Source organism: Tessaracoccus sp. OS52 (assembly GCF_020687685.1).
GTDB lineage: Bacteria > Actinomycetota > Actinomycetes > Propionibacteriales > Propionibacteriaceae > Arachnia.
The window spans coordinates 61,113-83,851 of the sequence record NZ_JAJEWM010000002.1 but is presented as its reverse complement, the minus strand read 5'-3'; the positions used below and the strand labels follow the sequence as shown (position 1 = coordinate 83,851).

The 22,739-nt window shown below is 68.9% G+C and carries 20 protein-coding genes; 14 read left to right on the top strand and 6 right to left on the bottom strand.

The annotated features are described in order from the left end of the window. Positions 1 to 60 precede the first annotated feature (60 nt). Complete coding sequence (locus LKO27_RS09970; protein WP_227737355.1) at positions 61 to 1,785, top strand: cell wall metabolism sensor histidine kinase WalK; 1,725 nt, start codon at positions 61 to 63, stop codon at positions 1,783 to 1,785. On the opposite strand, the gene LKO27_RS09965 is transcribed toward LKO27_RS09970, so the two are convergent. Then, on the bottom strand, positions 1,751 to 2,251 hold the full coding sequence (locus LKO27_RS09965) for a methylated-DNA--[protein]-cysteine S-methyltransferase (protein ID WP_227737354.1): 501 nt from the start codon (positions 2,249 to 2,251) through the stop codon (positions 1,751 to 1,753). The two genes, LKO27_RS09970 and LKO27_RS09965, sit on opposite strands and share 35 nt — an antisense overlap. Then, positions 2,248 to 3,723, bottom strand: a complete 1,476-nt coding sequence (locus LKO27_RS09960) for an AlkA N-terminal domain-containing protein (RefSeq protein ID WP_227737353.1) — start codon at positions 3,721 to 3,723, stop codon at positions 2,248 to 2,250. The genes LKO27_RS09965 and LKO27_RS09960 overlap by 4 nt, the downstream gene beginning before the upstream one ends. Before the next feature lie 105 nt (positions 3,724 to 3,828). On the opposite strand from LKO27_RS09960, the gene LKO27_RS09955 reads away from it, so the two are divergent. Next, complete coding sequence (locus LKO27_RS09955) at positions 3,829 to 4,641, top strand: HAD-IIA family hydrolase (protein WP_227737352.1); 813 nt, start codon at positions 3,829 to 3,831, stop codon at positions 4,639 to 4,641. Between the two features lie 127 nt (positions 4,642 to 4,768). On the opposite strand, the gene LKO27_RS09950 is transcribed toward LKO27_RS09955, so the two are convergent. Next, positions 4,769 to 5,431, bottom strand: a complete 663-nt coding sequence (locus tag LKO27_RS09950; RefSeq protein ID WP_227737351.1) for a metalloregulator ArsR/SmtB family transcription factor — start codon at positions 5,429 to 5,431, stop codon at positions 4,769 to 4,771. Between the two features lie 165 nt (positions 5,432 to 5,596). Further along, a complete protein-coding gene (locus LKO27_RS09945) occupies positions 5,597 to 8,044 on the bottom strand; it encodes a polysaccharide lyase 8 family protein (RefSeq protein WP_227737350.1) in 2,448 nt (815 codons plus the stop codon). A 77-nt stretch (positions 8,045 to 8,121) separates the two neighbouring features. Here LKO27_RS09945 and LKO27_RS09940 point away from each other — a divergent pair, with 77 nt between their 5' ends. The 5 genes from LKO27_RS09940 (at position 8,122) to LKO27_RS09920 (ending at position 10,900) form a co-directional block, all read left to right on the top strand. After that, positions 8,122 to 8,292: a hypothetical protein gene (locus tag LKO27_RS09940; RefSeq protein ID WP_227737349.1), complete on the top strand. Its 171-nt coding sequence runs from the start codon at positions 8,122 to 8,124 to the stop codon at positions 8,290 to 8,292. Positions 8,293 to 8,298: 6 nt separating this feature from the next. Beyond that, positions 8,299 to 8,910 carry a GyrI-like domain-containing protein gene (locus tag LKO27_RS09935; RefSeq protein ID WP_227737348.1) on the top strand — a complete coding sequence of 204 codons (612 nt, stop codon included), beginning with the start codon at positions 8,299 to 8,301 and terminating at the stop codon, positions 8,908 to 8,910. 107 nt (positions 8,911 to 9,017) lie between these two features. Next, positions 9,018 to 9,530 carry a hypothetical protein gene (locus LKO27_RS09930; RefSeq protein WP_227737347.1) on the top strand — a complete coding sequence of 171 codons (513 nt, stop codon included), beginning with the start codon at positions 9,018 to 9,020 and terminating at the stop codon, positions 9,528 to 9,530. Between the two features lie 81 nt (positions 9,531 to 9,611). Beyond that, positions 9,612 to 10,655 (top strand): GTP 3',8-cyclase MoaA, encoded by a 1,044-nt coding sequence (gene moaA, locus LKO27_RS09925; protein ID WP_370630013.1) that lies wholly within the window; start codon positions 9,612 to 9,614, stop codon positions 10,653 to 10,655. Further along, positions 10,652 to 10,900, top strand: coding sequence for a MoaD/ThiS family protein (locus tag LKO27_RS09920; RefSeq protein WP_227737345.1), 249 nt, complete (start codon positions 10,652 to 10,654; stop codon positions 10,898 to 10,900). Before moaA ends, LKO27_RS09920 begins: the two co-directional genes overlap by 4 nt. 6 nt (positions 10,901 to 10,906) lie before the next feature. On the opposite strand, the gene LKO27_RS09915 is transcribed toward LKO27_RS09920, so the two are convergent. After that, entirely contained in the window at positions 10,907 to 11,509 is a 603-nt protein-coding gene (locus LKO27_RS09915; protein WP_227737344.1) for an NTP transferase domain-containing protein, read from the bottom strand. Between the two features lie 86 nt (positions 11,510 to 11,595). Next, positions 11,596 to 12,417 carry an alpha/beta hydrolase gene (locus tag LKO27_RS09910; protein WP_227737343.1) on the bottom strand — a complete coding sequence of 274 codons (822 nt, stop codon included), beginning with the start codon at positions 12,415 to 12,417 and terminating at the stop codon, positions 11,596 to 11,598. 217 nt (positions 12,418 to 12,634) lie between these two features. On the opposite strand from LKO27_RS09910, the gene LKO27_RS09905 reads away from it, so the two are divergent. From LKO27_RS09905 to LKO27_RS09875, 7 genes are all read left to right on the top strand, one after another. Beyond that, a complete protein-coding gene (locus LKO27_RS09905; RefSeq protein WP_227737342.1) occupies positions 12,635 to 16,342 on the top strand; it encodes a nitrate reductase subunit alpha in 3,708 nt (1,235 codons plus the stop codon). Then, positions 16,342 to 17,910 (top strand): nitrate reductase subunit beta, encoded by a 1,569-nt coding sequence (gene narH, locus LKO27_RS09900; RefSeq protein WP_227737341.1) that lies wholly within the window; start codon positions 16,342 to 16,344, stop codon positions 17,908 to 17,910. Before LKO27_RS09905 ends, narH begins: the two co-directional genes overlap by 1 nt. Before the next feature lies 1 nt (position 17,911). Continuing rightward, the gene (gene narJ, locus LKO27_RS09895) at positions 17,912 to 18,538 is read left to right on the top strand and encodes a nitrate reductase molybdenum cofactor assembly chaperone (protein WP_227737340.1); all 627 of its coding nucleotides are present in this window, start codon (positions 17,912 to 17,914) and stop codon (positions 18,536 to 18,538) included. Beyond that, complete coding sequence (gene narI / locus LKO27_RS09890; RefSeq protein WP_227737339.1) at positions 18,535 to 19,290, top strand: respiratory nitrate reductase subunit gamma; 756 nt, start codon at positions 18,535 to 18,537, stop codon at positions 19,288 to 19,290. Before narJ ends, narI begins: the two co-directional genes overlap by 4 nt. Positions 19,291 to 19,293: 3 nt before the next feature. Next, positions 19,294 to 20,634, top strand: a complete 1,341-nt coding sequence (locus tag LKO27_RS09885; protein WP_227737338.1) for a nitrate/nitrite transporter — start codon at positions 19,294 to 19,296, stop codon at positions 20,632 to 20,634. Beyond that, positions 20,631 to 22,019: an MFS transporter gene (locus tag LKO27_RS09880; protein WP_227737337.1), complete on the top strand. Its 1,389-nt coding sequence runs from the start codon at positions 20,631 to 20,633 to the stop codon at positions 22,017 to 22,019. Before LKO27_RS09885 ends, LKO27_RS09880 begins: the two co-directional genes overlap by 4 nt. A gap of 94 nt (positions 22,020 to 22,113) precedes the next feature. Then, the gene (locus LKO27_RS09875) at positions 22,114 to 22,572 is read left to right on the top strand and encodes a molybdenum cofactor biosynthesis protein MoaE (protein WP_227737336.1); all 459 of its coding nucleotides are present in this window, start codon (positions 22,114 to 22,116) and stop codon (positions 22,570 to 22,572) included. Positions 22,573 to 22,739 lie beyond the last annotated feature (167 nt).

Below are 22,739 nucleotides of genomic sequence, written 5' to 3'. Positions count from 1 at the left end.
ATATCACGGTTGTCGGGGACCCCGTTCCGCGGATTCGCCCCGACCATGGATAATCGGGCCATGACCCAGACGGTGGCGCAGGCCCCAACGGAGGAGCACGGCTCGGGGATGATGCCGATGCTGCAGCGGCCGTTCCACACCTACGGGCTCCAGACGCGCATCTTCCTGTCCCAGCTGCCGCTGACCCTGACCATCGCCGTCGTGATGATCCCCCTGGCCATAACCACGCAGTCCACGGCCTCCGACCCGCTGTTCCGGTGGGGCGTCATCGTGGTCGGCGTCATCACGGTCCTTTCGGCGGCGGTTCCCTGGGACCGGCTTCCCTACGGCACCTATCTGGTGCTCCCGATGCTCGACTTCTTCGCCGTCGGCCTCATCATCCATGGCGCGGCGCCGGACCTGGACGGGCTGTCGCTGCTGCTGGGGTTCCCCGTGCTCTGGCTGGCTTGGTCCTCCATCCTCCCCAGGGTGATGTGCCTGGTCTCGTTCGTCCTGCCGCTGCTCGTCACCTATGCCCCGTTCATCCTCGGCCGGGAGGAGATCACCGCCCGCAACCTGGGCCGGCCACTTCTGGTTCCTGTCATGACCTTCGGACTGGCCGTGGCCGCGACGTATGTCAACCGGGAGATGGAGAGCCACCAGGAGAAGGTGGAGGAGGCGGGTGAGATCAGCCGGCAGCGGCAGCGCCTGGTCGAGGCCATCGTCGACACCGCCGATGTCGGCGTGCTGGCCATTGACGCCCACGGAGTGGAGATCCTCAAGAACCCCCGCCAGCATGCGCTCCAGGCGCGGGCTGAACCCGACGTCGACCCCGAGGACCCCGGAGAAGGCAGGCTCCTGCTGTTCGAGGGTCCGGATCGCACACCGATCCCCGTGGCCGACCGCCCGGTACGGCGTGCGGCGCGCGGGGAGAGCTTCACGCGCGACCGGATCTGGCTGGGCAAGGGCGCTTCCGAGCGCGCCGTCAACGTGTCCGCCCAGCCCATGTTCGACGACGAGGGTGACTTCGCCGGCTCGGTGCTGGTGTTCGAGGACGTCACGGAACTCGTCGCTGCCCTCGCTGCGCAGGACGACTTCGTCTCCGGGATCTCGCACGAGTTCCGGACTCCGCTCACCTCCATCATCGGTTACTCCGACCTGCTGCTGGAGAGCGCGGAAGACGGTGGCATGAGCCCGGCCGACCGGCGCAGCGTGGTGGTGGTGCAGCGCAACGCGGAGCGTCTCCTTGGCCTGGTGAACGACCTGCTCGGCACCGCCTCCGGCAGGGTGCCGCTGGTCCTCGAGCGGGTGGACCTCACCGCGATCGTGCGGGAGTGCGCAGAGGCGGCCGTGCCGTCTGCCAACTCCGCCGGCCTGACGCTCGGCGTGGATGCGGAAGCCTGCGTCCACGTGTCCGGGGACCGGGTGAAGCTCACCCAGGTGCTGGACAACCTCGTGTCCAACGCCGTCAAGTACACAGCAGTCGGTGGTGTCCTGGTGCGGGTGGGCGTCCGTGGCGGGCTGGCCTTCATGGAGGTGGAGGACACGGGCCCCGGGCTGACCGAGGCGGAGCAGAGGCAGCTGTTCGACCGGTTCTACCGGACCGAGTCGGCGCGCGCGTCCACCATCCCCGGTAGCGGGCTGGGCATGGCTGTGGTGAAGTCGATCGTCGACGCCCACGGTGGCGAGCTCATTGTGGACAGCGAGCCGGGCCGGGGGACGCGCATGGTGGTGCGGCTGCCCCTGGCTCCGGACGGGACCTCCGGGGGGATCAACCAGCTTCCCGAGCCAGCAGCGCACGCTTGACCTGGACCCCCCAGGCGAATCCCCCGAGGCTGCCGTCGCTGCGGAGCACCCGGTGGCAGGGCACGAACAACGCCGGAGCGTTGCGGGCGCAGATCGCGGCAGCGGCGCGGACCGCCGTCGGGGCACCGAGCGCGGCGGCGAACTCCGTGTAGGTGAGGGGACGGCCGGCCCGGATCCGGCGCAGCGCCGCCCAACCCTCCTGCTGGAGCCGCGTCCCGCGCTGGCGGACGGCGACGTCGTCGATGGCGGACAGGTCCCCGCCGTAGTAGGCGGCGACGGCGTCGGCTGCGGCTGTGCTGCCGGGCCGGGTTCCGGAGGGGCGCAGTTCCGGGTGGATCCGGCCCACGATGCTGTCGACGTCGGCCGACCAGCCCGAGGCCAGCACGGCACCGTCGGCGTCCACCACGATCGTGAACGGCCCGTCGGGTGTGTCGATGGTCTGGACGGAGGCGATGGCTTCGCTCATGGTCGGGTCTCCTTCGTTGCGGCCGGGCCTGCGGCGCGCCACAGGTGCATGGACAGGTACGAGCGCCAGGGGGCCGCCCGGCCCGCCCACGACGCGAGCTCGGGGGGGCGGTGCGGCAGGCCCGCGCGGCGGGCGCCGGTGCGGAGGGCGACGTCGCTGGCGAGGAGGACGTCGGGGTCCCCCAGCACCCGCATCCGGACGTAGTCCGCGGTCCAGGGTCCGATCCCGGCTCGCTCCAGCAGGGCTGCACGCTGCTCGCCGGGCTCGTCGGCGGTGGTCAGTTGCAGCTCCCCGGCGGCCAGGGCGGCGGCGGCCGACGTGATGGCTCGCAGCCGGGCCGCGGGACCGGTGAGGATCGCGCCTCCGTGCTCCGCGATGGCGGCCATCGTCGGGAAGAGGCGACGCCGCTGGCCAGCCAGGTCCACCTCCCCACCCAGGGCGACCACCAGCCGCGCCAGGTGGGTGCGCGCCGCGGCCACGGAGATCTGCTGCCCGACCAGCGCGCGGATCAGCAGCTCGTGCGGATCGACGACACCGGGCAGCCGGATGCCTGGGACGGCGGCCACCAGCGGCGCGATCTCACGGTGCCCGGCCAGCGCGGCGTCGACTGCTTCGGGGTCCGCGTCCAGGTCGAACAGCCGCCGCACCCGTGAGACGAGAACTGCGAGGTCATCGAGGTGTTCCAGCCGCGCCTCCAGCCGCAGTCGGCCATCTACGCTGAGGCGGAACCAGCCGATGCCGCGGGGGAGCCGGATGGTGCGCTCGAAGCTCGTGGCGTCCCCGGCCTCGACCCCGGGCAGGGCCCTGGCCGCCATCCAGGCGAACAGGCCTGCGTGGTCGAACGGCTCGCGGACCGGGAGGGCGAGGGTGATGCCGGCGGGGGCCGGGGCGGCGCCTCCGGCTTCGCGCCGGGTGGCCCGCAACTGCAGCGGCGTCATGTCGAAGACCTCGCGCATGGTGTCGTTGAACTGGCGGAGGCTGGCGAAGCCGGCTGAGAAGGCGACGTCGGCCACCGGGAGCCCTGTCCCCACCAGCAGGAGCCGCGCGGTGTGCGCTCGCTGTGCGCGTGCCAGCGCGATTGGTCCGGCGCCCAGTCCCGCCGAGAGCAGACGGTTCAGGTGGCGCGACGAGTACCCCAGCCGCGCGGCCAGGCCGGTCACGCCCTCGCGCTCGACCACGCCGTCGGCTATCAGGCGCATGGCGCGGGCGACGGCGTCGCCGCGGAGGTTCCAGTCCGGCGAGCCGGGTGCCGCCTCGGGTAGACAGCGCTTGCATGCGCGGTAGCCCGCCTCGTGGGCTGCGGCGCTGGTGGGGAAGAAGGTGACGTTGGCCGGCTTGGGTGTCCGGGCGGGGCAGCTCGGCCGGCAGTAGATGCCGGTGGTGCGCACTGCGGTCACGAACTGGCCGTCGAACCGGGTGTCGCGCGCCGAGATGGCCCGGTACCGCTCATCGAAGGTCAGACTCGGTGTCATGGCTCCACTCTGGCACGTCCCCCCGCGCGCTTCTGGCGGTTTTCGGACATGGCCGTGGCGTGGGACCCCAGCGAGCGCGCAGGCGTGACGGGCTAGGGTTGCGGCATGCGTGAGCGCAAGGACATCAAGAGCTGGCTGACCGACATGGACGGAGTGCTCGTCCACGAGAACACCGCGCTGCCAGGCGCGCAGGAACTGATCGAGCAGTGGAAGGCCGACGGCACCGAGTTCCTCGTGCTGACCAACAACTCCATCTTCACCCCGCGTGACCTGGCCGCCCGCCTGCGCGCCTCCGGACTCGACGTCCCGGAGGAGCGGATCTGGACCTCCGCGCTCGCGACGGCGGACTTCGTCGCCTCCCAGAAGCCCGGCGGCACCGTCTACGTCATCGGCGAGGCGGGCATCATCACCGCCCTGCACGAAAAGGGCTTCATCATGACGGACCGGGATCCGGACTTCGTCGTCGTGGGGGAGACCCGCACCTACTCCTTCGAGCAGGTGACCACCGCCATCAGGCTCATTGCGGCCGGTGCCCGTTTCGTCGTCACCAACCCCGACGCCACGGGCCCCAGCCCGGACGGCATCCTGCCCGCAACCGGCGCCATCGCCGCCCTGATGACCAAGGCCACCGGCCTCAAGCCCTACGTGGTGGGCAAGCCGAACCCGATGATGTTCCGCTCGGCCCTGAACAAGATCGGGGCGCACTCGGAGGAGACGGGGATGATCGGCGACAGGATGGACACCGACATCGTCGCCGGCATGGAGGCGGGCCTGCACACCGTCCTCGTACTCACCGGGATCGCCACGCGCGAGAACATGCAGGTCTTCCCGTTCCGTCCCGTGGAGGTCCTGGAGGGCGTCTTCGAGTTGGTGGACAACTACCAGGAACGGCACGAGCCCGAGCCCGAGGACGACTGAGTCAGCCCCATGGGCTTCCGCAAGACCGGCTCCAGGGCCGCCGTCGCGTCAGAGGCGGCCAGCCTGCGCTGGCTCGCCCCGGCGGAGGCCGACGGTGGCCGTGGCGCGGCGACTGGTCTGAGCGGACTCAGCCGCCGGCCGCTCCCAGCGCGGGCCGCCGCGTGAGTCTGGCCACGCAGACGTCGCCGGGCGTGAGGCTGGTCACCTCCAGGTCCGAGTCCGCGGCGTCGAGGTAGCCGCGCATCATCCCAAGGTGCAGCGTGCAGATGCTGGCCAGCGTCGGCTGGCTCACCGAGCGGTAGGGGCAGCTGCGGAACGTGATGGTGTCCCGCGTGGGCGTGCCGACGGCGAAACCCATGGCGCTGGTGTGGTCCAGCAGGTCACCGAGTCCGTCCCTGGCCGTGGCAGGGATCGTCGCGGGGCTGGCCGCGAGTTCCTCGCCCCACCCTCTTCCTGCCAGCTCGGCCACCCGCTGGGGGTTGTCGGCCTTGTGGACCAGCTGGCGCACGAGGACCTGGGTGAGGTCGCGCAACTGGGTGGAGTCGATGACGGGGGCGGTGTCCGTGGCGTGATAGAGGGCGCGCGGCCGACCCTGCCGTCTGGTCGGCTCGAGTGTCCGGGTGACGTATCCGGCCTCCACGAGCGCCTCGAGGTGGAACCGGACCGTGTTGATGTGGAGCCCGAGGTCCGCCCCCAGCGCCGAGACGCCGATGCCGCCGTCGAACTCGGCCAGCCGGTTCAGCACGCGGGCACGCGTCGGCCCCAGCCCGTGCCCCACCTTCTTCGCCATGCTCCACATTGTGCCCCCGCGCGCGAAAACTTGCCGAGCCACCCCCGCAGTGGGGCCCAGTGGGACACCTCGACAGACTCGCCAGGAGGGCAACTGATCCGGTTCGGTGGTCCCTACGACAGACCCGGCGAGGCTCGGCGGCAGGCGCTACGCGACGACACGGAATCACCCGCCGATCTGGAACTCGACGGTGGCGCCGGCCAATCCCGTGGTGTCGACCTTCACCGAGACCCCAGCGGCGGTGCGGCGAAGGCTCACCCGGGTTGCGTCACGCCCCCGGATCCGGCCAATGCCCTGGCCGTGGATCCCCTCGATGTCGAACTCGACGAAGTCCTGGGTCTGAGTGGGATCGCTCACGTTGAGACGCACGCTGTTGTTCGTCACGTCCCGGGCGATCAGGGACAGTGGCACGCTCGCGGTGTAGGCGTCGACCTTTCCCGGCTTCCAGAAGTTGACGGCCACCACCCCGACGTCGGTCCTCAAGCCCTGGGCCACACCGTCGTTGCGGAGCACGGACACCCGCGGGCTCGTTGAGGCCTGCTCCGCCTCCTCCACACCCGCGCCTGGAAGCACCATGTACGCGTAGCTGGATCCGTCGGCCGAAGCGCCGACGCCGTGCTCGTAGGCCAGGGTCGCGTACTGGCGCCTCTGCACCGTCGCGGTTCCCGCAGCGGCGTTGTTGTTGTTGGCGCGCCACGTGCCCTGACGCTCGGCGACGCTCGCCAGAAGGGACGGCGCACCACCGAGGAACACGTAGCCGCCAGCGCCCTCCACGTGTGCCCATTGGGCGTCCGCGAGCACCGTCTCCGCGGTGACTGCCGACCCATCGACGACCATGGCCCGCGCCGAGGTGCCGAGGTTGCGGTGCTCGACGACGCTCCGGACAGCGCCGTCGCTGGCGGTGGAGATGTCCGAGCCCAACGCGACGACGCGGTCGTCCATGGTGAACCACGACTTGCGCGCCACGAGGCCGGTGCCGCCGGGAGCGATCAGGTGCATGCCGACCATGGCGTACGCGTCGGCGGTCACCCCGCCTGTCCACTCGTTCGCCGGAGTCGTCTCTCCCCACTGGCCCTCGGCGTCGTCGGGCAGGGGGGTCAGGTCGACAGTGGTTCCCGGCGGAGCGTCCAGGTCGGACGTCGACCAGAACTCGTCGTCGAAGTGCGTGTCGTTGTCTGCGGTGTACAGGTACGTCATGCCCTGGCTGGTCTTGACGCCGCGGAAGTTCTCGGCTCCAGAGCTCTCGCTCCAAGCGATGCGGTTGGAGCACATGGCCACACACATCGCCCAGTCGCCGCTCGAACCGCGGTGGACGTGGCGGTCCATGGCAGGGAAGAACCGTGGCCCGGTGACGTCGGCGACGGGCGCGACATCGGAGTTCATGAGGTCGGTCACCAGCGCGATGCGAGCGATGTTGCCTTCCAGGACGGTGGCGGCCGAGTTGGACTCGATCCATTGACGGCAGAGGCCACGCCACCGGGTCGCCGTCTCGGGGTCCGCGGCTTTGGCCATCCGGAGCGTGTACTCGATGAGCTGGTTGCCATTGTCGATGCTGCGTTCTGCGAACCGAGAGACCGCACGGCCGCGCACGGCGTCCATCATCTGGCCGTTGAACATGAATGGGGCGAACGAACCCTCGATCGTGGAGGTCAGATTGCTTCTGGTGGCGTCGGTGATGTCGAACGTCGAGTTGGCAAGCAGCGCGAACAGCTTCGAGAGCCCCTCCAGCAGGACCAGCCCGTAGGTGCCTGTGTAGCCGATCGTCGAGTGCTGGACGAAGGAGCCGTCCTTGAAGAACCCGTTGCCGGAGGTGACGTACTGCCAGGTGGGGCTGAGCGCGGCGACGGACGCCTGCAGGAGCGCCGTGTCCGGCTGGACGATCGAGCGGACGATGAAGGCGCGGCAAATGTCGACGCGGTTGGCGCCGTTGGACTCCTGGACGCCGGGAGTCGCGGGGTCACCGATCGGGTGGATCTGCAGCTGTGGATCCCTGTTGGGCAGGAAGTGGTCCATGGCCGCGCAGTACGTGTCGATCTCGTCTTGGTCCAGCACGGGGTGCAGGATCGCCAGGATGTCGGCCAGCGGTTTCGTGGCCCCGATCAGCCAGCTCCACCAGTTGCCGAACCACACCGTCTGGTCGTTGTAGATGTGGGTGTGCAGGTGCGCGAGAGCCCTGCGGATGGTGGCAACCAGGGTGTCAGATCCGTACCAGAGGGAGGTGGGCGTGGCCCACGCCGTGGCCATGGTCTGCAGGTTGGAGTAGCTGAGCCGCATCTTGTTGGACTTGACGATGTCCGTGGCGCCCACCGTCCAGTCGAGATCCTTGAACAGTGCGTTGGGGAGGAACACCATTCCCCTGGCGTGCGCGGGGTTCTGGAAGTTGCCGACCAAGTTGTCCATCGCCCCGACCCGGGCGGCAAAGGTACCGGGCGACGCCAGGATGATCGACGCCGAGGTCAGATCCTCGACCCACTTGAGGCGCAGCGCCTCCAGGTCGGCGGGGAGGAGGGTGGGGGCGGCGGCCGCGGCCTCCTCGAAACAGGGGGCGAGAGCGGCGACGATGGCGAGGCTGCCGACTCCCTGCAAGATGGTGCGGCGGGACAGCTGGGGCATGGACGACTCCTTTGACGTGCGGTGCGCACGGGGAAGCGCACCTAGGGGCTGGGCCACTGGAGGCAAACGTGCAGGCAATGGAAGGACGCAATCAAGACCTACTCTCGAAGTACGGCACCAAAATGACGGTTCGTCGTGGTTGCGGCGATCTTGCCTTGCAGGGGAAGCCCGAAAGCGCGGCCCCGGTGGCAGGCTTGCTGATGCGCACCTGGTCGCACTCGATCAAACCGGTACGCCTGCGGAAGTGAGACACGATGGACACCTACGACATCAAGCGGGAGTTCAAGAACCTCTACGCGCCAAAGGGCACGGACTTCGAGGAGGTCGACGTTCCCGAGATCCCCCACATCGCGGTCGACGGTGCGGGCAACCCGAACACCAGTCCCGCCTACGCGGAGGCGCTCGAGGCGCTCTACCCCGTCGCCTATGCGCTCAAGTTCGCGCACAAGGCGCGGGGCCGCGACTGCGTCGTCGGGCCGCTCGAGGGCCTGTGGTGGGCCGACGACATGTCCACCTTCGTGAGCCGGGACAAGGACGCCTGGCGCTGGACGATGTTGATCACAGTCGCACCCTGGACCACCGAGGACGACTTCCGGGCCGCCGTGGACAAGTCGGCGAAGAAGGACCTGCCAGCCCTGGGCCTGGTCCGGTTCTCCTCGCTGGTGGAGGGCCGATGCCTGCAGATCCTCCACCTCGGTCCCTACGACGATGAGGGCCCGACGCTGCGCCGCCTGCACGAGGAGGAGATGCCGGCGCGCGGCCTGACCTTCAACGGCAGACATCATGAGATCTATCTCAGTGATCCCCGCCGCACGGCACCGGAAAAGCTCAAGACCGTGCTGCGGCAACCGGTGGCGCCCGGCTGATCGCAAAGGGGGAGCGAGCCCGGCACAGGCCACAATGGCGGGAGAGGAAAGGGGTGATTGTGGCGATCAGCGGTCGAAGAGTGTTCTTGGGCGTAGTCAAGGTGGTCTTGAGTCTGGTCCTGGTTGCCGTGCTCCTGTTCGTGTTCCTCCTCCTCCTCCTCTTCGGCCTCTCTATCGCGTCGTGGTTCTACGCCCCGACGCAGCCCAGGTTCGACCGGATGGAGCCCGAGTTCCGGGAGAACCGTCCCAGCTATGAGGCGGTGGTGGCCCGGATCGACGAGGTCATCGCCGAGTCGCCGGGAGTCACGAGGATTGGTCTCACCAGCAGTTTGCTGTGCCGCACCATTGCTGGTGACGAGACCTGCGAGGACGCGTCGGTTGCCGATCAGGAGTTGATGCGCTCGGTTCTTGCGGAGCATGCCACCTGGCAGGCTCGAGACCCGGAGCGCGTGTTCATGAGTTTTTTCGGTGAGGACAGCCCGGTGTGCTTCTTGATGTATGACACCTCCGGGCTGAAGCCGCTGGCCTATGCGCGGGACCGGGGCTTCCACGCGCTTCGAGTCATCGACGAGGACTGGTCGCTCCTTGGCCCCGTGGACTACGACCAGTGGGACGAATGACCAGGACCCTCCCTGCTTGGACCTTCCGACTCCAGGGTGCTCGCAGGCGGTTCAGGCGCCCCGCGATTGGCAGCGGTTAGAGTGGCCCCCGTGCCCAACAGTGCAGTCGCGAGCCAACTGGTGGACGCCTTCGGGCGGACCGCCCGGGACCTGCGCGTCTCACTGACCGACCGCTGCAACCTGCGCTGCACCTACTGCATGCCCGCGGAGGGGATGCAATGGCTGCCCGGCGAGGAGGTCCTCACCGATGGCGAGGTGGTGCGGCTGGTGCGCATCGCCATCGAGACGCTGGGCATCACCAAGGTGCGCTTCACCGGCGGCGAGCCGTTGCTGCGCAAGGGCCTGGAGGACATCGTCGCCGCCGTGGCCGGGTTCACCACCGTCGACGGCGCCCGTCCGGAGCTCACCCTCACCACGAACGGGCTGGGGCTCGAACACCGCGCCCGGGCGCTCAAGGATGCGGGTTTGGACAGGGTGAACATCTCCCTGGACTCGCTGGACCCTGAGCGCTACGCCCGGCTCGCGCGCCGGGACCGGCTGCACGACGTGCTGGCCGCCATCGACGCCTCCGCCGCCGTCGGCCTCACCCCCGTGAAGGTCAACGCGGTGATCATGCGCGGCCAGAACGAGGCCGACATCGTGCCCCTGGCCGACTACTGCCTGAGCCGGGGCCACCACCTGCGCTACATCGAGCAGATGCCGCTGGGGCCGCACGACGAGTGGGACCGCACCCAGATGGTCACCCAGTCCGAGATCCTGGCCGTTCTCGCCGGCCACTACTCGCTGACGCCGGCGTCGACGCCGCGGGGGGCTGCGCCCGCGGAGCTGTGGGACGTGGCGCCCGACGAGACCCAGCCCGGCGGTCGGCTCGGGGTCATCGCCTCGGTCACCGGACCCTTCTGCGGGGCCTGCGACCGAACCCGCATCACCGCCGACGGCCAGATGCGCAACTGCCTGTTCGCCCGCACGGAGACCGACCTCCGCGGCCCCATGCGGGCCGGCGCCGACGACGCCGAGATCGCCCAGCTCTGGTTCGGGGGGCAGCACGCCAAGCGCGCCGGGCATGGCATCGGGGATCCGGGGTTCCGGCAGCCGGATCGCAACATGAGCGCCATCGGAGGATGACAGTGGAAGTCCGGTTCTTCGCAGGGGCGGCCGAGGCCGCGGGGACGCCGTCGCGCACCGTCGAGGTGGCCCCGGAGCGCACCGTCGCGGACCTGCTCGCGCAGCTGGTTGGCGACGACGCGCGCCTGGGCAAGGTGGTGGGAGCCAGTTCGTTGCTGCTCGACGGAACCAGGGTCACCGACCGCGGCGCCGCCGTCGGGCAGGCCCGCCAGCTCGACGTCCTGCCGCCGTTCGCGGGCGGCTGATCAGTCCTACTGGGTGACCGCCTCGTCGGCGTCCGGCACGTCGATCCCGGCTTCCCGGGCTTGTTCGGGGGTGTCGACGTCGGCGATCAGGTCGTGGTCCACGACGACGCGCGTCACGTTCAGGAGCTGGCCGAGTTGCCGCACCGGCACGTCGCGGACGGTGCCGAGTTCGCCGAGCGCCCGGCGCAGGGACCCCAGCCGGTAGCGGCCGAACAGGTACTGCGGCCAGCCCTGCTGGTCCTGCAGCACGACGCCGTCGGGCCCCGGGCGGGAGGCTGCGAGCTCGCCCGCGGCGTCGCTGGCCGACACGGCGTCGGCGGGCAGGAGGATGACCTCCTCGTTGTCGGGGAGTGTGGAAAGCTGCGCCACGCCGGCGGCGATGCCCGCGACGGGGCCTCCGAACGGCGGGTTCTCCAGGGCGAAGCGAACCTCGGGCCACGCCTGTGCGGGCTCCAGTTCGACCTTGTCAGCGACGACTATGGCGAGACTCGCGTCGGTGACGGCGTCGACCGCCCGCTCCAGCAGCGTGCGGCCCTCCAAGGTCAGTTCGACCTTGTTCGTCCCCATGCGCTTGGAGCGCCCGCCTCCCAGAATCACTGCGACCGTCATCCCCCCAGTCTAGGCTCGTTGCTCCCCACGGGAGGGTTATGGAGCCCTTCGGTTGGCACTGCGGACGAGCAGGGCCGGCCCGGTCGTCAGCGCTGCTCGTCGGCTGCGGTACGCGCGGAATCCTGGCCCGGGTGCTTGCGGGCCACCAGCGTCGCGAACGTCTCCGACTGGCCCTCGACCGGGAAGTCTCCGAATACGCTGCGCAGGAAGCGGACGGAGTCGGCGAACCACTGCGCCACCGACGGCTCCACCAGTTCCGCGTGACCACTGGCGGTCAGGGGCCTCGACAGGCTGAGACCGTGCGGTCCGAGCAGGTAGATGTGGCTCTCGAACGGCACACCGGCGCTGGCCAGGGCACCCAGGAACTCCAGCGAGTTGCGGATGGGAACCACCGTGTCGTCGCAGGTGCTGAACAGGAACGTGGGCGGGGTGTCGGAGGTGACGTGGTCCGGCACGTTCAGGATGTCCTTGCCGATTGCGGGCCCGAACTCCGAAAGCGTCACCGGATAGCCGACGACTAGCGCGTCGGGCTTGTCGGCGCCGACGGCGAGGCTCGAGGCGAGGTGCCCGCCAGCGGAGAACCCGGCCACCGCCACCTTCTCGGGGTCCACGTGCAGCTCGTCGGCATGCCCGCGGATCCAGCGCAGGGCGGCCTCGGCGTCGGCGAGCGAGTTCGAGAACGGCGCTTCGGCCCCGACGGAGTAGCGCAGGACGAAGGTGTTGAAGCCCTCGGCGAGGTAGGCGAGGGCCACCGGCTCCGCCTCGCGGTCCGACGTGATGAAGTACCCGCCTCCCGGGAGCACGAGGACCGCGGGCCGCACCGTCGCCGTGCTGAGTTCCGCGCTGGGTTCCTGGATGTAGCCGGTGAGGGCGGCGTCGTTGCCGACGGTCTGGGATATCAGTCTCATGGCGGCAACTCTTCCAGAAGGCCGGGGGCGGTTTGAGGACCCCCCCGGCTGTGCGTTCGCTGCTCCACGATGGAGCACGGAACGCACACCCAAGCGAGGGGTGGTACACCGGAATCCCGCCCGCCGGGACCCAGGACGGGTTTGTCACAGAAAGATCGTCACAAACTTCCGGGCGATTCGCCCACATGCGACCTTGTCGCTTGGTTCGATAGGGACCATGACTTCGGAATCCGCACGCCTCGACGGTTCTGCCAGCGACGCCCTGCTGAAGATCGGGAAGTTCTTCACCGGGTGGGACGAGACCCCCGACGGGCGGGCGGTGTTCCGGGAGGGCGGGCGCGAGGGAGACGTCTTCTACCGCGACCGCTGGAGTCACGACAAGGTCGTGCGCTCCACGCACGGCGTGAACTGCACCGGCTCCTGTTCGTGGAAGGTCTACGTCAAGGACGGGATCATCACCTGGGAGGCCCAGCAGACCGACTACCCCACCACCGGCGATGACCGCCCCGAGTACGAGCCCCGCGGCTGCCCCCGCGGCGCCGCGTTCTCCTGGTACACCTACTCGCCGACGCGGGTCCGTTACCCCTACGGCCGCGGCGTGCTGATCGAGATGTACCGCGAGGCGAAGGCCAGGCTGGGGGACCCCGTCGCCGCCTTCAAGGAGATCTCGACGGACCCGGTCAAGCGCCGCAAGTACCAGCAGGCCCGCGGCAAGGGTGGCCTGGTGCGCATGACGTGGAACGAGGCGCTCGAGATCGCGGCCGCCAGCTACGTCAACACCATCAAGGAGTACGGCCCCGACCGGCTGGTCTCGTTCTCGCCCATCCCGGCCATGAGCCTGGTGAGCCACGCCATCGGCACCCGGTTCACGCACCTGCTCGGTGGCGCGATGACAAGCTTCTACGACTGGTATGCCGACCTCCCCGTCGCCTCCCCGCAGGTCTTCGGGGACCAGACCGACGTCCCGGAGTCAGGCGACTGGTGGGACTCCACCTACCTGATGATGTGGGGCAGCAACGTCCCCGTCACCCGCACCCCGGACGCCCACTGGATGGCCGAGGTCCGCTACCGCGGCACCAAGGTGGTCACCGTCGCGCCGGACTACGCCGACAACGTGAAGTTCGCCGACGAATGGCTCCCCGCGCAGGCCGGCACCGACGGCGCGCTGGCGATGGCGATGGGCCACGTCATGCTCAAGGAGAACTTCGTCGAGCGCCGCGTCCCGTTCTTCGAGAACTACGTCAAGCAGTTCACCGACCTGACGATGCTGGTGAAGCTCGTCGAGCACCCGGGCGGCCACGGCCTGACAGCGTCGAAGTTCGTCACCGCCGCCGACCTGGGCCAGGACGTCCCCGACGCCGCCTTCAAGACGGTGCTGTGGGACAAGGCCGCCGACGCGCCCGCCGTCCCCAACGGCTCCATCGGCTACCGCTACAACGACGACGGCCAGGGCAAGTGGAACCTGGACCTGCAGGACCTGGACCCGGCCCTCAGCCTGCTCGACGCCGACGGCTCGGAGGCGGTCGAGATCGCGCTGCCGTGCTTCGAGGACCCCCACGGCGAGGGTTCCATCCTGCGCCGCGGCGTCCCGGCCCGCCGGATCGACGGCCAACTGGTCACCACCGTCTTCGATCTGATGCTCGCCCAGTACGGGGTGCCGCGCGACGGCCTCCCCGGCGTCTGGCCCTCCGGTTACGACGACGCCACCGTCCCCTACACCCCGGCCTGGCAGGCGCCCATCACGTCGGTCCCCGCGGAGGCCTGCCTGCGCATCGCCCGGGAGTTCGCGAAGAACTCCGAGGAGTCCGAGGGCCGCACGATGATCATCATCGGCGCCGGCATCTGCCACTGGTACCACGCCGACGCCACCTACCGCGCGATCATGGCGCTGCTCATGATGACCGGCTGCATCGGCCGCAACGGCGGCGGCTGGGCGCACTACGTCGGCCAGGAGAAGGCCCGCCCGATGACCGGGTGGTTCAACGTCGCCAACGCGCTGGACTGGTCGCGGCCGCCGCGCACCATGATCGGCACCGGCTACTGGTACATGCACACCGACCAGTGGCGCACCGACGGCTACTCCGCCGACGCCATCACCAGCCCGCTCTCGACCGGGTCGCTGGACGGCCTGCACAACGCCGACGCGCTCGCCAAGTCCGCGCGGATGGGCTGGATGCCGTTCTACCCGCAGTTCGACCGCAACCCGCTCGACCTCGCCGACGAGGCGCAGGCCGCCGTCGACGCGGGGGAGGCGCCCGACGTCGGCACCTGGGTGGCGGCGAAGCTGAAGTCCGGGGAGCTGGCCTCGGCCATCGAGGACGTCGATGCGCCCGCCAACTGGCCGCGCACGATGATCCTGTGGCGCTCCAACCTGTTCGGGTCCTCGGCCAAGGGCAACGAGTACTTCCTCAAGCACCTGCTGGGCACGCACAACAACGTCATGCCCAACCAGCACGGCGCGGACCTTCGCCCGACGGAGGTGAAGTTCCACGACGAGGCGCCCGAGGGCAAGCTCGACCTGCTGATCACGGCAGACTTCCGCATGACGTCGTCGACGCTGCTGAGCGACCTGGTGCTGCCCGCAGCCACCTGGTACGAGAAGTACGACCTGTCCAGCACCGACATGCACCCCTACGTGCACGCCTTCACCCCGGCCATCAACCCGCCGTGGGAGACCCGCACCGACTTCCAGCTGTTCAGCGACCTCGCGCGGGCCGTCTCCAGCATGGCCAAGGGCCGGCTGGACACCCGGCGCGACCTTGTAGCGGTGCCGTTGCAGCACGACACGCCCGGCCAGGTGAAGCAGCCGGGCGGGATCGAGCGGGACTGGAAGCGCGACGACATCGAAGCCGTCCCCGGCGTGAACATGCCCCAGCTGATGGTGGTGGAGCGCGACTACACCGCGATCGCGGACAAGCTCGCCACCGTCGGCCCGCTCGCGGACCGGCTCGGCTTCACGATCAAGAACATCACCTACGACGTGCACCACCAGGTCGAGCAACTGTCACAACTGCACGGGGTCTACCCGTCCGGTCCAGCCGGCGGCAGGCCCGCGATAGACACCGATCAGCGCATGGCCGAGGCCATCCTGATCTTCTCCGGTACCACCAACGGCGAGCTGGCCACCCAGGGCTTCCGGAACCTGGAGCGCAAGACCGGCCGCAAGCTGGCCGACCTCTCCGAGGGCCTGGAGGAGAAGCGGATCACGTTCGTGCAGACCCAGCAGGCGCCGCAGCCGGTGATCACGTCGCCGGAGTGGTCGGGCTCGGAGACCGGCGGTCGGCGCTACGCGGCGTTCACCATCAACGTCGAGCGGCTGAAGCCGTGGCACACGCTGTCGGGGAGGATGCACTTCTTCCTGGACCACGACTGGATCACCGACGCCGGCGAGAACCTGCCCATCTTCCGGCCGCCGCTGGACATGTCGCGCCAGTTCGGTGAGCCGGAGCTCGGCCCCAACGGTGAGAAGTCGATCGTGCTGCGCTACCTGACCGTCCACAACAAGTGGTCCATCCATTCGGAGTACCAGGACAACCTGTTCATGCTCTCGCTGGGCCGCGGCGGCCCGCAGGCCTGGCTCAGCGTCGCCGACGCCACCTCCATCGGGGTGCGGGACAATGACTGGATCGAGCTGACCAACGCCAACGGCGTGTTCGTGGCGCGCGCCGTCGTCACGCCCAAGCTGCCCGACGGCGTCGCCTACGTCCAGCACGCGCAGGAGCGCACCATCGACGTGCCGAAGTCGGAGGCCACCGGGCGCCGAGGTGGCATCCACAACTCGGTGACGCGGATCCTGCTGAAACCGACGCACCTGATCGGTGGCTACGCCCACCTGTCGTACGCGTTCAACTACCTGGGCCCGACTGGCGTCCAGCGCGACATCGTCTCGACGGTGCGCCGTCGTTCCCAGGAGGTGCAGTACTGATGCGGGTCATGGCTCAGGTGTCGATGGTGATGAACCTCGACAAGTGCATCGGCTGCCACACGTGTTCGGTCACCTGCAAGCAGGCTTGGACCAACCGCGCAGGCGTGGAGTACGTGTGGTTCAACAACGTCGAGACCCGCCCCGGGCTCGGCTACCCGCGCACCTACGAGGACCAGGAGCGCTGGCAGGGCGGCTGGGTCCGCACGAAGTCCGGGCGGCTGAAGCTGAAGTCGGGTGGCCGGTTCAAGAAGCTGCTGAGCATCTTCGCCTCACCGGTGCAGCCCGGGCTCGACGACTACTACGAGCCGTGGACCTACGACTACGAGAACCTCATCCAGTCGCCCCTGCTCGACGACTTCCCGGTGGCGCAGCCCAAGTCGCTGATCACCGGCGACAACATGGCCATCAAGTCCTCGGCCAACTGGGACGACGCGCTGGGCGGCATCCACGAGACGATTGACCAGGACCCGATCGTGGCAAAGCTGCGCCGGGAGTCGAACGACCGGATCAAGGCCGAGTACGAGAAGTCGTTCATGTTCTTCGTGCCCCGCATCTGCGAGCACTGCCTGAACCCCTCCTGCATGGCTGCGTGCCCGTCGGGTGCCATCTACAAGCGGGAGGAGGACGGCATCGTCCTGGTGGACCAGGACCGCTGCCGCGGCTGGCGCCAGTGCATCACCGGCTGCCCGTACAAGAAGATCTACTTCAACCACCGCACCGGCAAGGCCGAGAAGTGCCACTTCTGCTATCCCCGCATCGAGGTGGGGCTGCCGACGGTGTGCTCGGAGACCTGCGTGGGCAGGCTGCGCTACATCGGCATCGTGCTCTACGACGCCGACCGCGTCACCGAGGCGGCCGCCGTCGAGGATCCCAAGGACCTCTACGAGGCGCAGCTGGACCTGATGCTGGACCCGCGTGACCCCGAGGTGATCGCCGCGGCGCGCGCCAGCGGCATCGCCGAGGACTGGCTGGCTGCGGCGCAGAAGTCGCCCATCTACGCGCTGTGCAAGTACTTCCGGGTGGCGCTGCCGCTGCACCCGGAGTACCGCACCATGCCGATGGTCTGGTACATCCCGCCGCTGTCACCGGTGGTGGACCTGCTGAAGGAGCAGGGCCATGACGCGGAGGCTGCGGGCAACCTGTTCGGCGCCATCGACGCGCTTCGGATCCCGGTGGAGTACCTGGCCGAGCTCTTCACGGCAGGTGACACCGCCGTCGTCACGGGGGTGCTGCAGAAGCTGGCGGCCATGCGCAGCTACATGCGCGACGTCACGCTGGGCCGCAAGGGCGACGAGGAGGTGGCGGCCGCCGTCGGCATGACGGGCGCGGCCATGGAGCAGATGTACCGGCTGCTGGCCATCGCCAAGTACAACGAGCGCTACGTGATCCCGCAGGCGCACCGCGAGCAGGCGCACAACCTGGAGGAGATGGGCTGCTCGGTGGACTTCGACGGCGACCCGGCCTGGGGTTCGGAGCCCTTCGGTGAGACCTCCGGCAAGCCCGTGCCGGTGACCATCCAGAGCTTCAACGCCATGCGTGCGGCCCGCGACGACGAGAGCATGACCTGAGATGGCATCTTCCATGCAGGTCTGCTTCCAGGCCGCGGGCATGCTGCTCACCTACCCGGACGAACGGCTGCTGGGGACGCTCGACCTGATCGAGGAGTCGCTGGCCGGGACGCCGTCGGTGCCGCTGTTCCGGCCCGCGTTGGCGCACCTGCGATCGGCGCCGTTGCGGGAACTGCAGGAGTTCCATGTCCAGGAGTTCGACCTCTCCCGCCGCCACGCCCTGCACCTGACCTACTGGACCGACGGCGACACCCGCCGCCGCGGCGAGGTGCTGGCCGCCATCAAGCAGACCTACCGGGACTCCGGCCTCATCGTTGACCTCGACGGCGAACTGCCCGACTACCTGCCCATGGTGCTGGAGTTCGCCGCCCGTGGTGACCAGGAGCGGGGCGTCGCGCTGCTGAACACCTACCGGGCGAGCCTGGAGCTGCTCCGGCTCGGGCTGCGCAAGGACAAGCTGCCGCACGAGGGCCTCGTGGAGGCGGTGTGCCGGCACCTTCCGGGACCGCTCGCGGCCTCGCGGGCCGACGTGCAGCGCATCTACGGCGCGACATACGTGGACGCACCCCCGATCGAACAGGTCGGGCTCGAGACCTACCAGATCCAGACAAGCAGGCCAATGTCATGACTTTCCTTCTCTGGGGGATCTTCCCCTACGTCGTCGCGATCATCCTCGTGGGCGGGCTGGTGTGGCGGTACAAGTACGACCAGTTCGGCTGGACCACCCGCAGTTCCCAGCTGTACGAGTCCAGGCTGCTGAAGATCGCCTCACCGCTGTTCCACTTCGCGTTGCTGGCGGTGCTGATCGGGCACCTGGTCGGACTCCTGATCCCGAAGGCGTTCACGGACTGGGCCGGGCTCTCGCAGGAGATGTACCACCTGGGTGCCTTCTACGGCGGCGGCCTCGCGGGCATCGCGCTCGTCGTCGGCCTGGCCATGCTGATCTGGCGACGGCGCCGCACCGGCCGCGTGTTCAAGGCCACCACGGCCAACGACAAGGCGATGTACCTGGTGCTCGCCATCGTGATCGTGCTTGGACTGCTGGCGACGTTCACCGGCGAGACCCACCCGAACGGGGAGCACCACAACTACCGCGAGACCGTCTCGGTGTGGTTCCGGTCCCTGCTGGTCTTCCAGCCCGACACCGCCGCCATGGCCGCCTCCACCTGGCAGTTCCGGCTGCACGTGTTCTTCGGACTGTTCCTGTTCGCCATCACGCCGTTCACCCGCCTGGTGCACGCCTTCACCGCGCCGGTGCACTACCTGTTCCGGCCCTACATCGTCTACCGCTCGCGTGACGGGGGGAAGCGGAAGGTCGCCGCCGGCAGGCGCGGCTGGGACCCCGTCGGCACCTCTGACCGCGACAAGGGGCAGCGGTAGTCCATGGCACGACTCGTTGAGGTCGCGCCGGTCCACGAGACGGGGCGCGGCGCAGGTCGTGTCATGACCATGTCCACGATCGCGTTCACCCTGATGTTCGCGGTGTGGTTGATGTTCGGAATCCTCGGCGTCCCCATCCAGAAGGAACTGGGGCTCACCGACGTCGAGTTGTCCTGGGTCTCGGCGCTGGCGGTGCTCAACGGCTCGCTGTGGCGGTTGCCCGCGGGGATCCTCGCCGACCGGATCGGTGGCCGCAAGGTCACCCTGTTCATGCTGTTCGCCGTGGCGGTGCCCTCCTACCTGGTCTCGACGGCCGACAGCTACGCCATGCTGCTGGTGCTCGCGTTCGTGGTCGGGTTCGCCGGCAACCTGTTCTCCGTCGGCACCACCTGGAACGCGGCCTGGTTCTCCCGCGACCGGCAGGGACTCGCGCTCGGGGTGTTCGGGGCCGGCAACGTCGGCGCCTCTGTGACGAAGTTCATCGGGCCGCCGCTGATCCTGGCAACCTCCGGAGCCACGTTCGCGTTCGGCATCCAGGGCGGCTGGCGGCTGGTTCCGGTGATCTACGCGGTGCTGCTGGTCGTCGTCGGCCTGGCGACGCTGCTGGTGGTGCCGCGGGTGGACCGGGCCCCCGGCCGCGCCAAGTCGATCCGCGAGATGCTCCAGCCGCTGCGGCACGTCCGGGTCTGGCGGTTCAGCCTGTACTACGTGGCGGTGTTCGGGGTCTACGTGGCGCTGTCGGCCTGGCTGCCCAAGTACTACGTCGACAACTTCGACGTCGACCTCACCGTCGCTGGTCTGCTGACCGCCACGTTCATCTTCCCGGCGTCCTTGCTGCGGCCCGTCGGCGGCTGGATGTCGGACCGCTGGGGGGCCCGGCGGGTCATGTACCTGACGTTCGCCGTCATGCTCGCCACCTCCGGGATCCTGATGATGCCCAACGGCTACATCGTCATCACCCACGCCGACGGTTCGACCACGCAGCACCTGCCCTACCACCTGCCGCTGGCGGGGTTCGCGGTGCTGGTGTTCCTGCTCGGCTGCGCGATGGGCTTCGGGAAGGCGGCAGTGTTCAAGCACATCCCCGAGTACTTCCCGGACAACGTCGGATCCGTCGGCGGGCTCGTCGGCACCCTGGGCGGCCTGGGCGGGTTCTTCCTGCCCCCGCTGTTCGCCTACACGAAGCAGTGGTCGGGGTTTCCCACCAGCACCTTCTTCGTCATCTTCCTGGTCACGGCCCTGTGCGCCATCTGGATGCACCTGACCGTGGTGAGGATGCTCCACGACCAGTCGCCGGAGCTTGCCGGCACCATCGAAATGCCACTTGAGGAGGCTGTGAAGTGACCACGAAGCACGAGACCAAGGGGGATTGGCTCCAGTCCTGGAACCCCGAGGATCCGGAACAGTGGGACAAGAAGCTCGCCTGGAACACGCTCACAGTCACCACGGTGACGCTGACGCTGTGCTTCGTGGCGTGGTTCCTCCCCAGCGCCATCATCCCCAAACTGAACGCGCTCGGCTTCACGTTCACGCAGGAACAGCTGTATTGGATGGCGGCCATGCCGGGTATCTCGGCCGGCCTCCTGCGGCTGGTGTGGATGATGCTGCCCCCCATGATCGGCACCCGCAAGATGGTCTCGCTGACCACGCTGCTGCTGCTGTTGCCGGTGCTCGGCTGGGGGTTCGAGGTCACCAATCCCGACGTTCCGTACTGGCGTCTGATGGCGCTGGCGTTCCTCGCCGGGATCGGCGGCGGTGCGTTCTCCGGGTTCATGCCCTCGACGTCGTACTTCTTCCCCAAGCGCATGCAGGGCACCGCGCTGGGCATCCAGGCCGGCGTCGGCAACTTCGGCGTCTCCCTGGTGCAGTTGCTGACGCCCTGGCTGATCTCGTTCGGCATGTTCACGTTCCTGGGCTCCCAGACCATGAGCTTCGCGGGCAAGAGCGACGTCGTCGTCTGGTACCAGAACTCGGCGCTGGTCTACGTGCCGCTCATCATCGTCACGGCCATCTGGGCCTACGTGGTGCTGAAGTCGGTCCCGGTGAAGGCAAGCATCCGGCAGCAGTTCGACATCTTCTCCAACAAGGACACCTGGTTCATGACGCTGCTCTACATCATGACCTTCGGTACCTTCTCGGGGCTCTCGGCTCAGTTCGGCCTCCTGATGGCCAACCTCTACGGCCAGAACAACGACAACATCGTCACCGGCTCCGGTGCGACCGCCCAGCTCCTGATCGAGGGCTACGAGGTGCCCGACGTCGTCAAGTTCGTGTTCCTGGGGCCCCTCGTCGGCGCCGCCGCCCGGATTGCGTTCTCGCCCCTCACCGACCGCATGGGCGGTGCCATCTGGACGCTGATCTCCGGCATCGGGCTCGTGATCTCGATCATCGTGACCATCCCGTCGCTGACCCCGGACTACAGCTCGGCCGAGACCCTGTCGTCGGGGTTCAACCTGTTCCTGTTCGGAATGCTGGCGATCTTCCTGTTCTCCGGGATCGGCAACGCCTCCACGTTCAAGCAGATGCCGATGATCTTCGAGCCGCGCCAGGCGGGCGGCGTGATCGGCTGGACCGCGGCCATCGCAGCGTTCGGGCCCTTCCTGTTCGGCGTCGGCCTGACGATCATGAGCCCCACGATGTTCTACTGGATCGGCGTCGCGTGGGCGCTGATGTGCATCGCGATCACGTGGTTGCGCTACGCCCGCCCCGGCGCCCCGAAGCCGAGCTAGTGTCGGCTGATCGAGTGGCGGGCGTGGTTCCGTGGATCGGGTAGCGAGCGGAGCGAGCGTGACTTCCGTTGATCGGGTAGCGAGCGGAGCGAGCGTGTCGAGATCACCCCAGCAGTCCTCATCCGACCCGGGCGTCGTCGTGCGCCTGGCCGCCGTCTCCGAGGAGCCGATCGACGTCGCGGCAGTCACCGCCCTCGTGGAGGACCAGCAGGCTGGCGCCGTCGTCACCTTCGCCGGCGCCGTCCGCAACCACGACGGCGGACGCGAGGTGTCGTCGCTGTCCTACTCCTGTCACCCGAGCGCTCCCGAGGTCCTGCGCCAGGTGGCCGAGGAGTTCGCCGACCGCGAGGGCGTCCACGCCATCGCCGTGGTCCACCGGGTTGGAGGCCTGGAGATCGGGGACGTCGCGCTGCTTGCCGTCGTGGCGGCCTCGCACCGACACCAGGCATTCAGCTGCGCGAGTGACCTCGTGGACCGGGTGAAGGAGCAGGTTCCCATCTGGAAGCACCAGCGCTACCCGGACGGCACCGCTGACTGGACCGGTCTGCCCTGACAGGCGCCGCCGACGTCGTGACCCGCCTGGGTGTGCGTTGTGTGCTCGGCGTCGGAGCAGCGATCGCACAGCCAAGGCCGCGGGGGTCCGTCCGGGGCTGGTGGGAGAGCCCGACGACCCGCTTGGGTGTGCGTTGTGTGCTCGGCGTCGGAGCAGCGATCGCACAA

What these genes read in the sequence shown, in the direction of transcription:
- narH (WP_227737341.1), top strand. Translation starts at nt 16,342, where the DNA reads ATGCGGGTCATGGCTCAGGTGTCGATGGTGATGAACCTCGACAAGTGC.
- LKO27_RS09935 (WP_227737348.1), top strand. Translation starts at nt 8,299, where the DNA reads ATGGACACCTACGACATCAAGCGGGAGTTCAAGAACCTCTACGCGCCA.
- narI (WP_227737339.1), top strand. Translation starts at nt 18,535, where the DNA reads ATGACTTTCCTTCTCTGGGGGATCTTCCCCTACGTCGTCGCGATCATC.
- LKO27_RS09970 (WP_227737355.1), top strand. Translation starts at nt 61, where the DNA reads ATGACCCAGACGGTGGCGCAGGCCCCAACGGAGGAGCACGGCTCGGGG.
- LKO27_RS09885 (WP_227737338.1), top strand. Translation starts at nt 19,294, where the DNA reads ATGGCACGACTCGTTGAGGTCGCGCCGGTCCACGAGACGGGGCGCGGC.
- LKO27_RS09960 (WP_227737353.1), bottom strand. Translation starts at nt 3,723, where the DNA reads ATGACACCGAGTCTGACCTTCGATGAGCGGTACCGGGCCATCTCGGCG.
- LKO27_RS09940 (WP_227737349.1), top strand. Translation starts at nt 8,122, where the DNA reads ATGGAAGGACGCAATCAAGACCTACTCTCGAAGTACGGCACCAAAATG.
- LKO27_RS09945 (WP_227737350.1), bottom strand. Translation starts at nt 8,044, where the DNA reads ATGCCCCAGCTGTCCCGCCGCACCATCTTGCAGGGAGTCGGCAGCCTC.
- narJ (WP_227737340.1), top strand. Translation starts at nt 17,912, where the DNA reads ATGGCATCTTCCATGCAGGTCTGCTTCCAGGCCGCGGGCATGCTGCTC.
- LKO27_RS09910 (WP_227737343.1), bottom strand. Translation starts at nt 12,417, where the DNA reads ATGAGACTGATATCCCAGACCGTCGGCAACGACGCCGCCCTCACCGGC.
- LKO27_RS09955 (WP_227737352.1), top strand. Translation starts at nt 3,829, where the DNA reads ATGCGTGAGCGCAAGGACATCAAGAGCTGGCTGACCGACATGGACGGA.
- LKO27_RS09905 (WP_227737342.1), top strand. Translation starts at nt 12,635, where the DNA reads ATGACTTCGGAATCCGCACGCCTCGACGGTTCTGCCAGCGACGCCCTG.
- LKO27_RS09915 (WP_227737344.1), bottom strand. Translation starts at nt 11,509, where the DNA reads ATGACGGTCGCAGTGATTCTGGGAGGCGGGCGCTCCAAGCGCATGGGG.
- LKO27_RS09920 (WP_227737345.1), top strand. Translation starts at nt 10,652, where the DNA reads ATGACAGTGGAAGTCCGGTTCTTCGCAGGGGCGGCCGAGGCCGCGGGG.
- LKO27_RS09965 (WP_227737354.1), bottom strand. Translation starts at nt 2,251, where the DNA reads ATGAGCGAAGCCATCGCCTCCGTCCAGACCATCGACACACCCGACGGG.
- LKO27_RS09950 (WP_227737351.1), bottom strand. Translation starts at nt 5,431, where the DNA reads ATGGCGAAGAAGGTGGGGCACGGGCTGGGGCCGACGCGTGCCCGCGTG.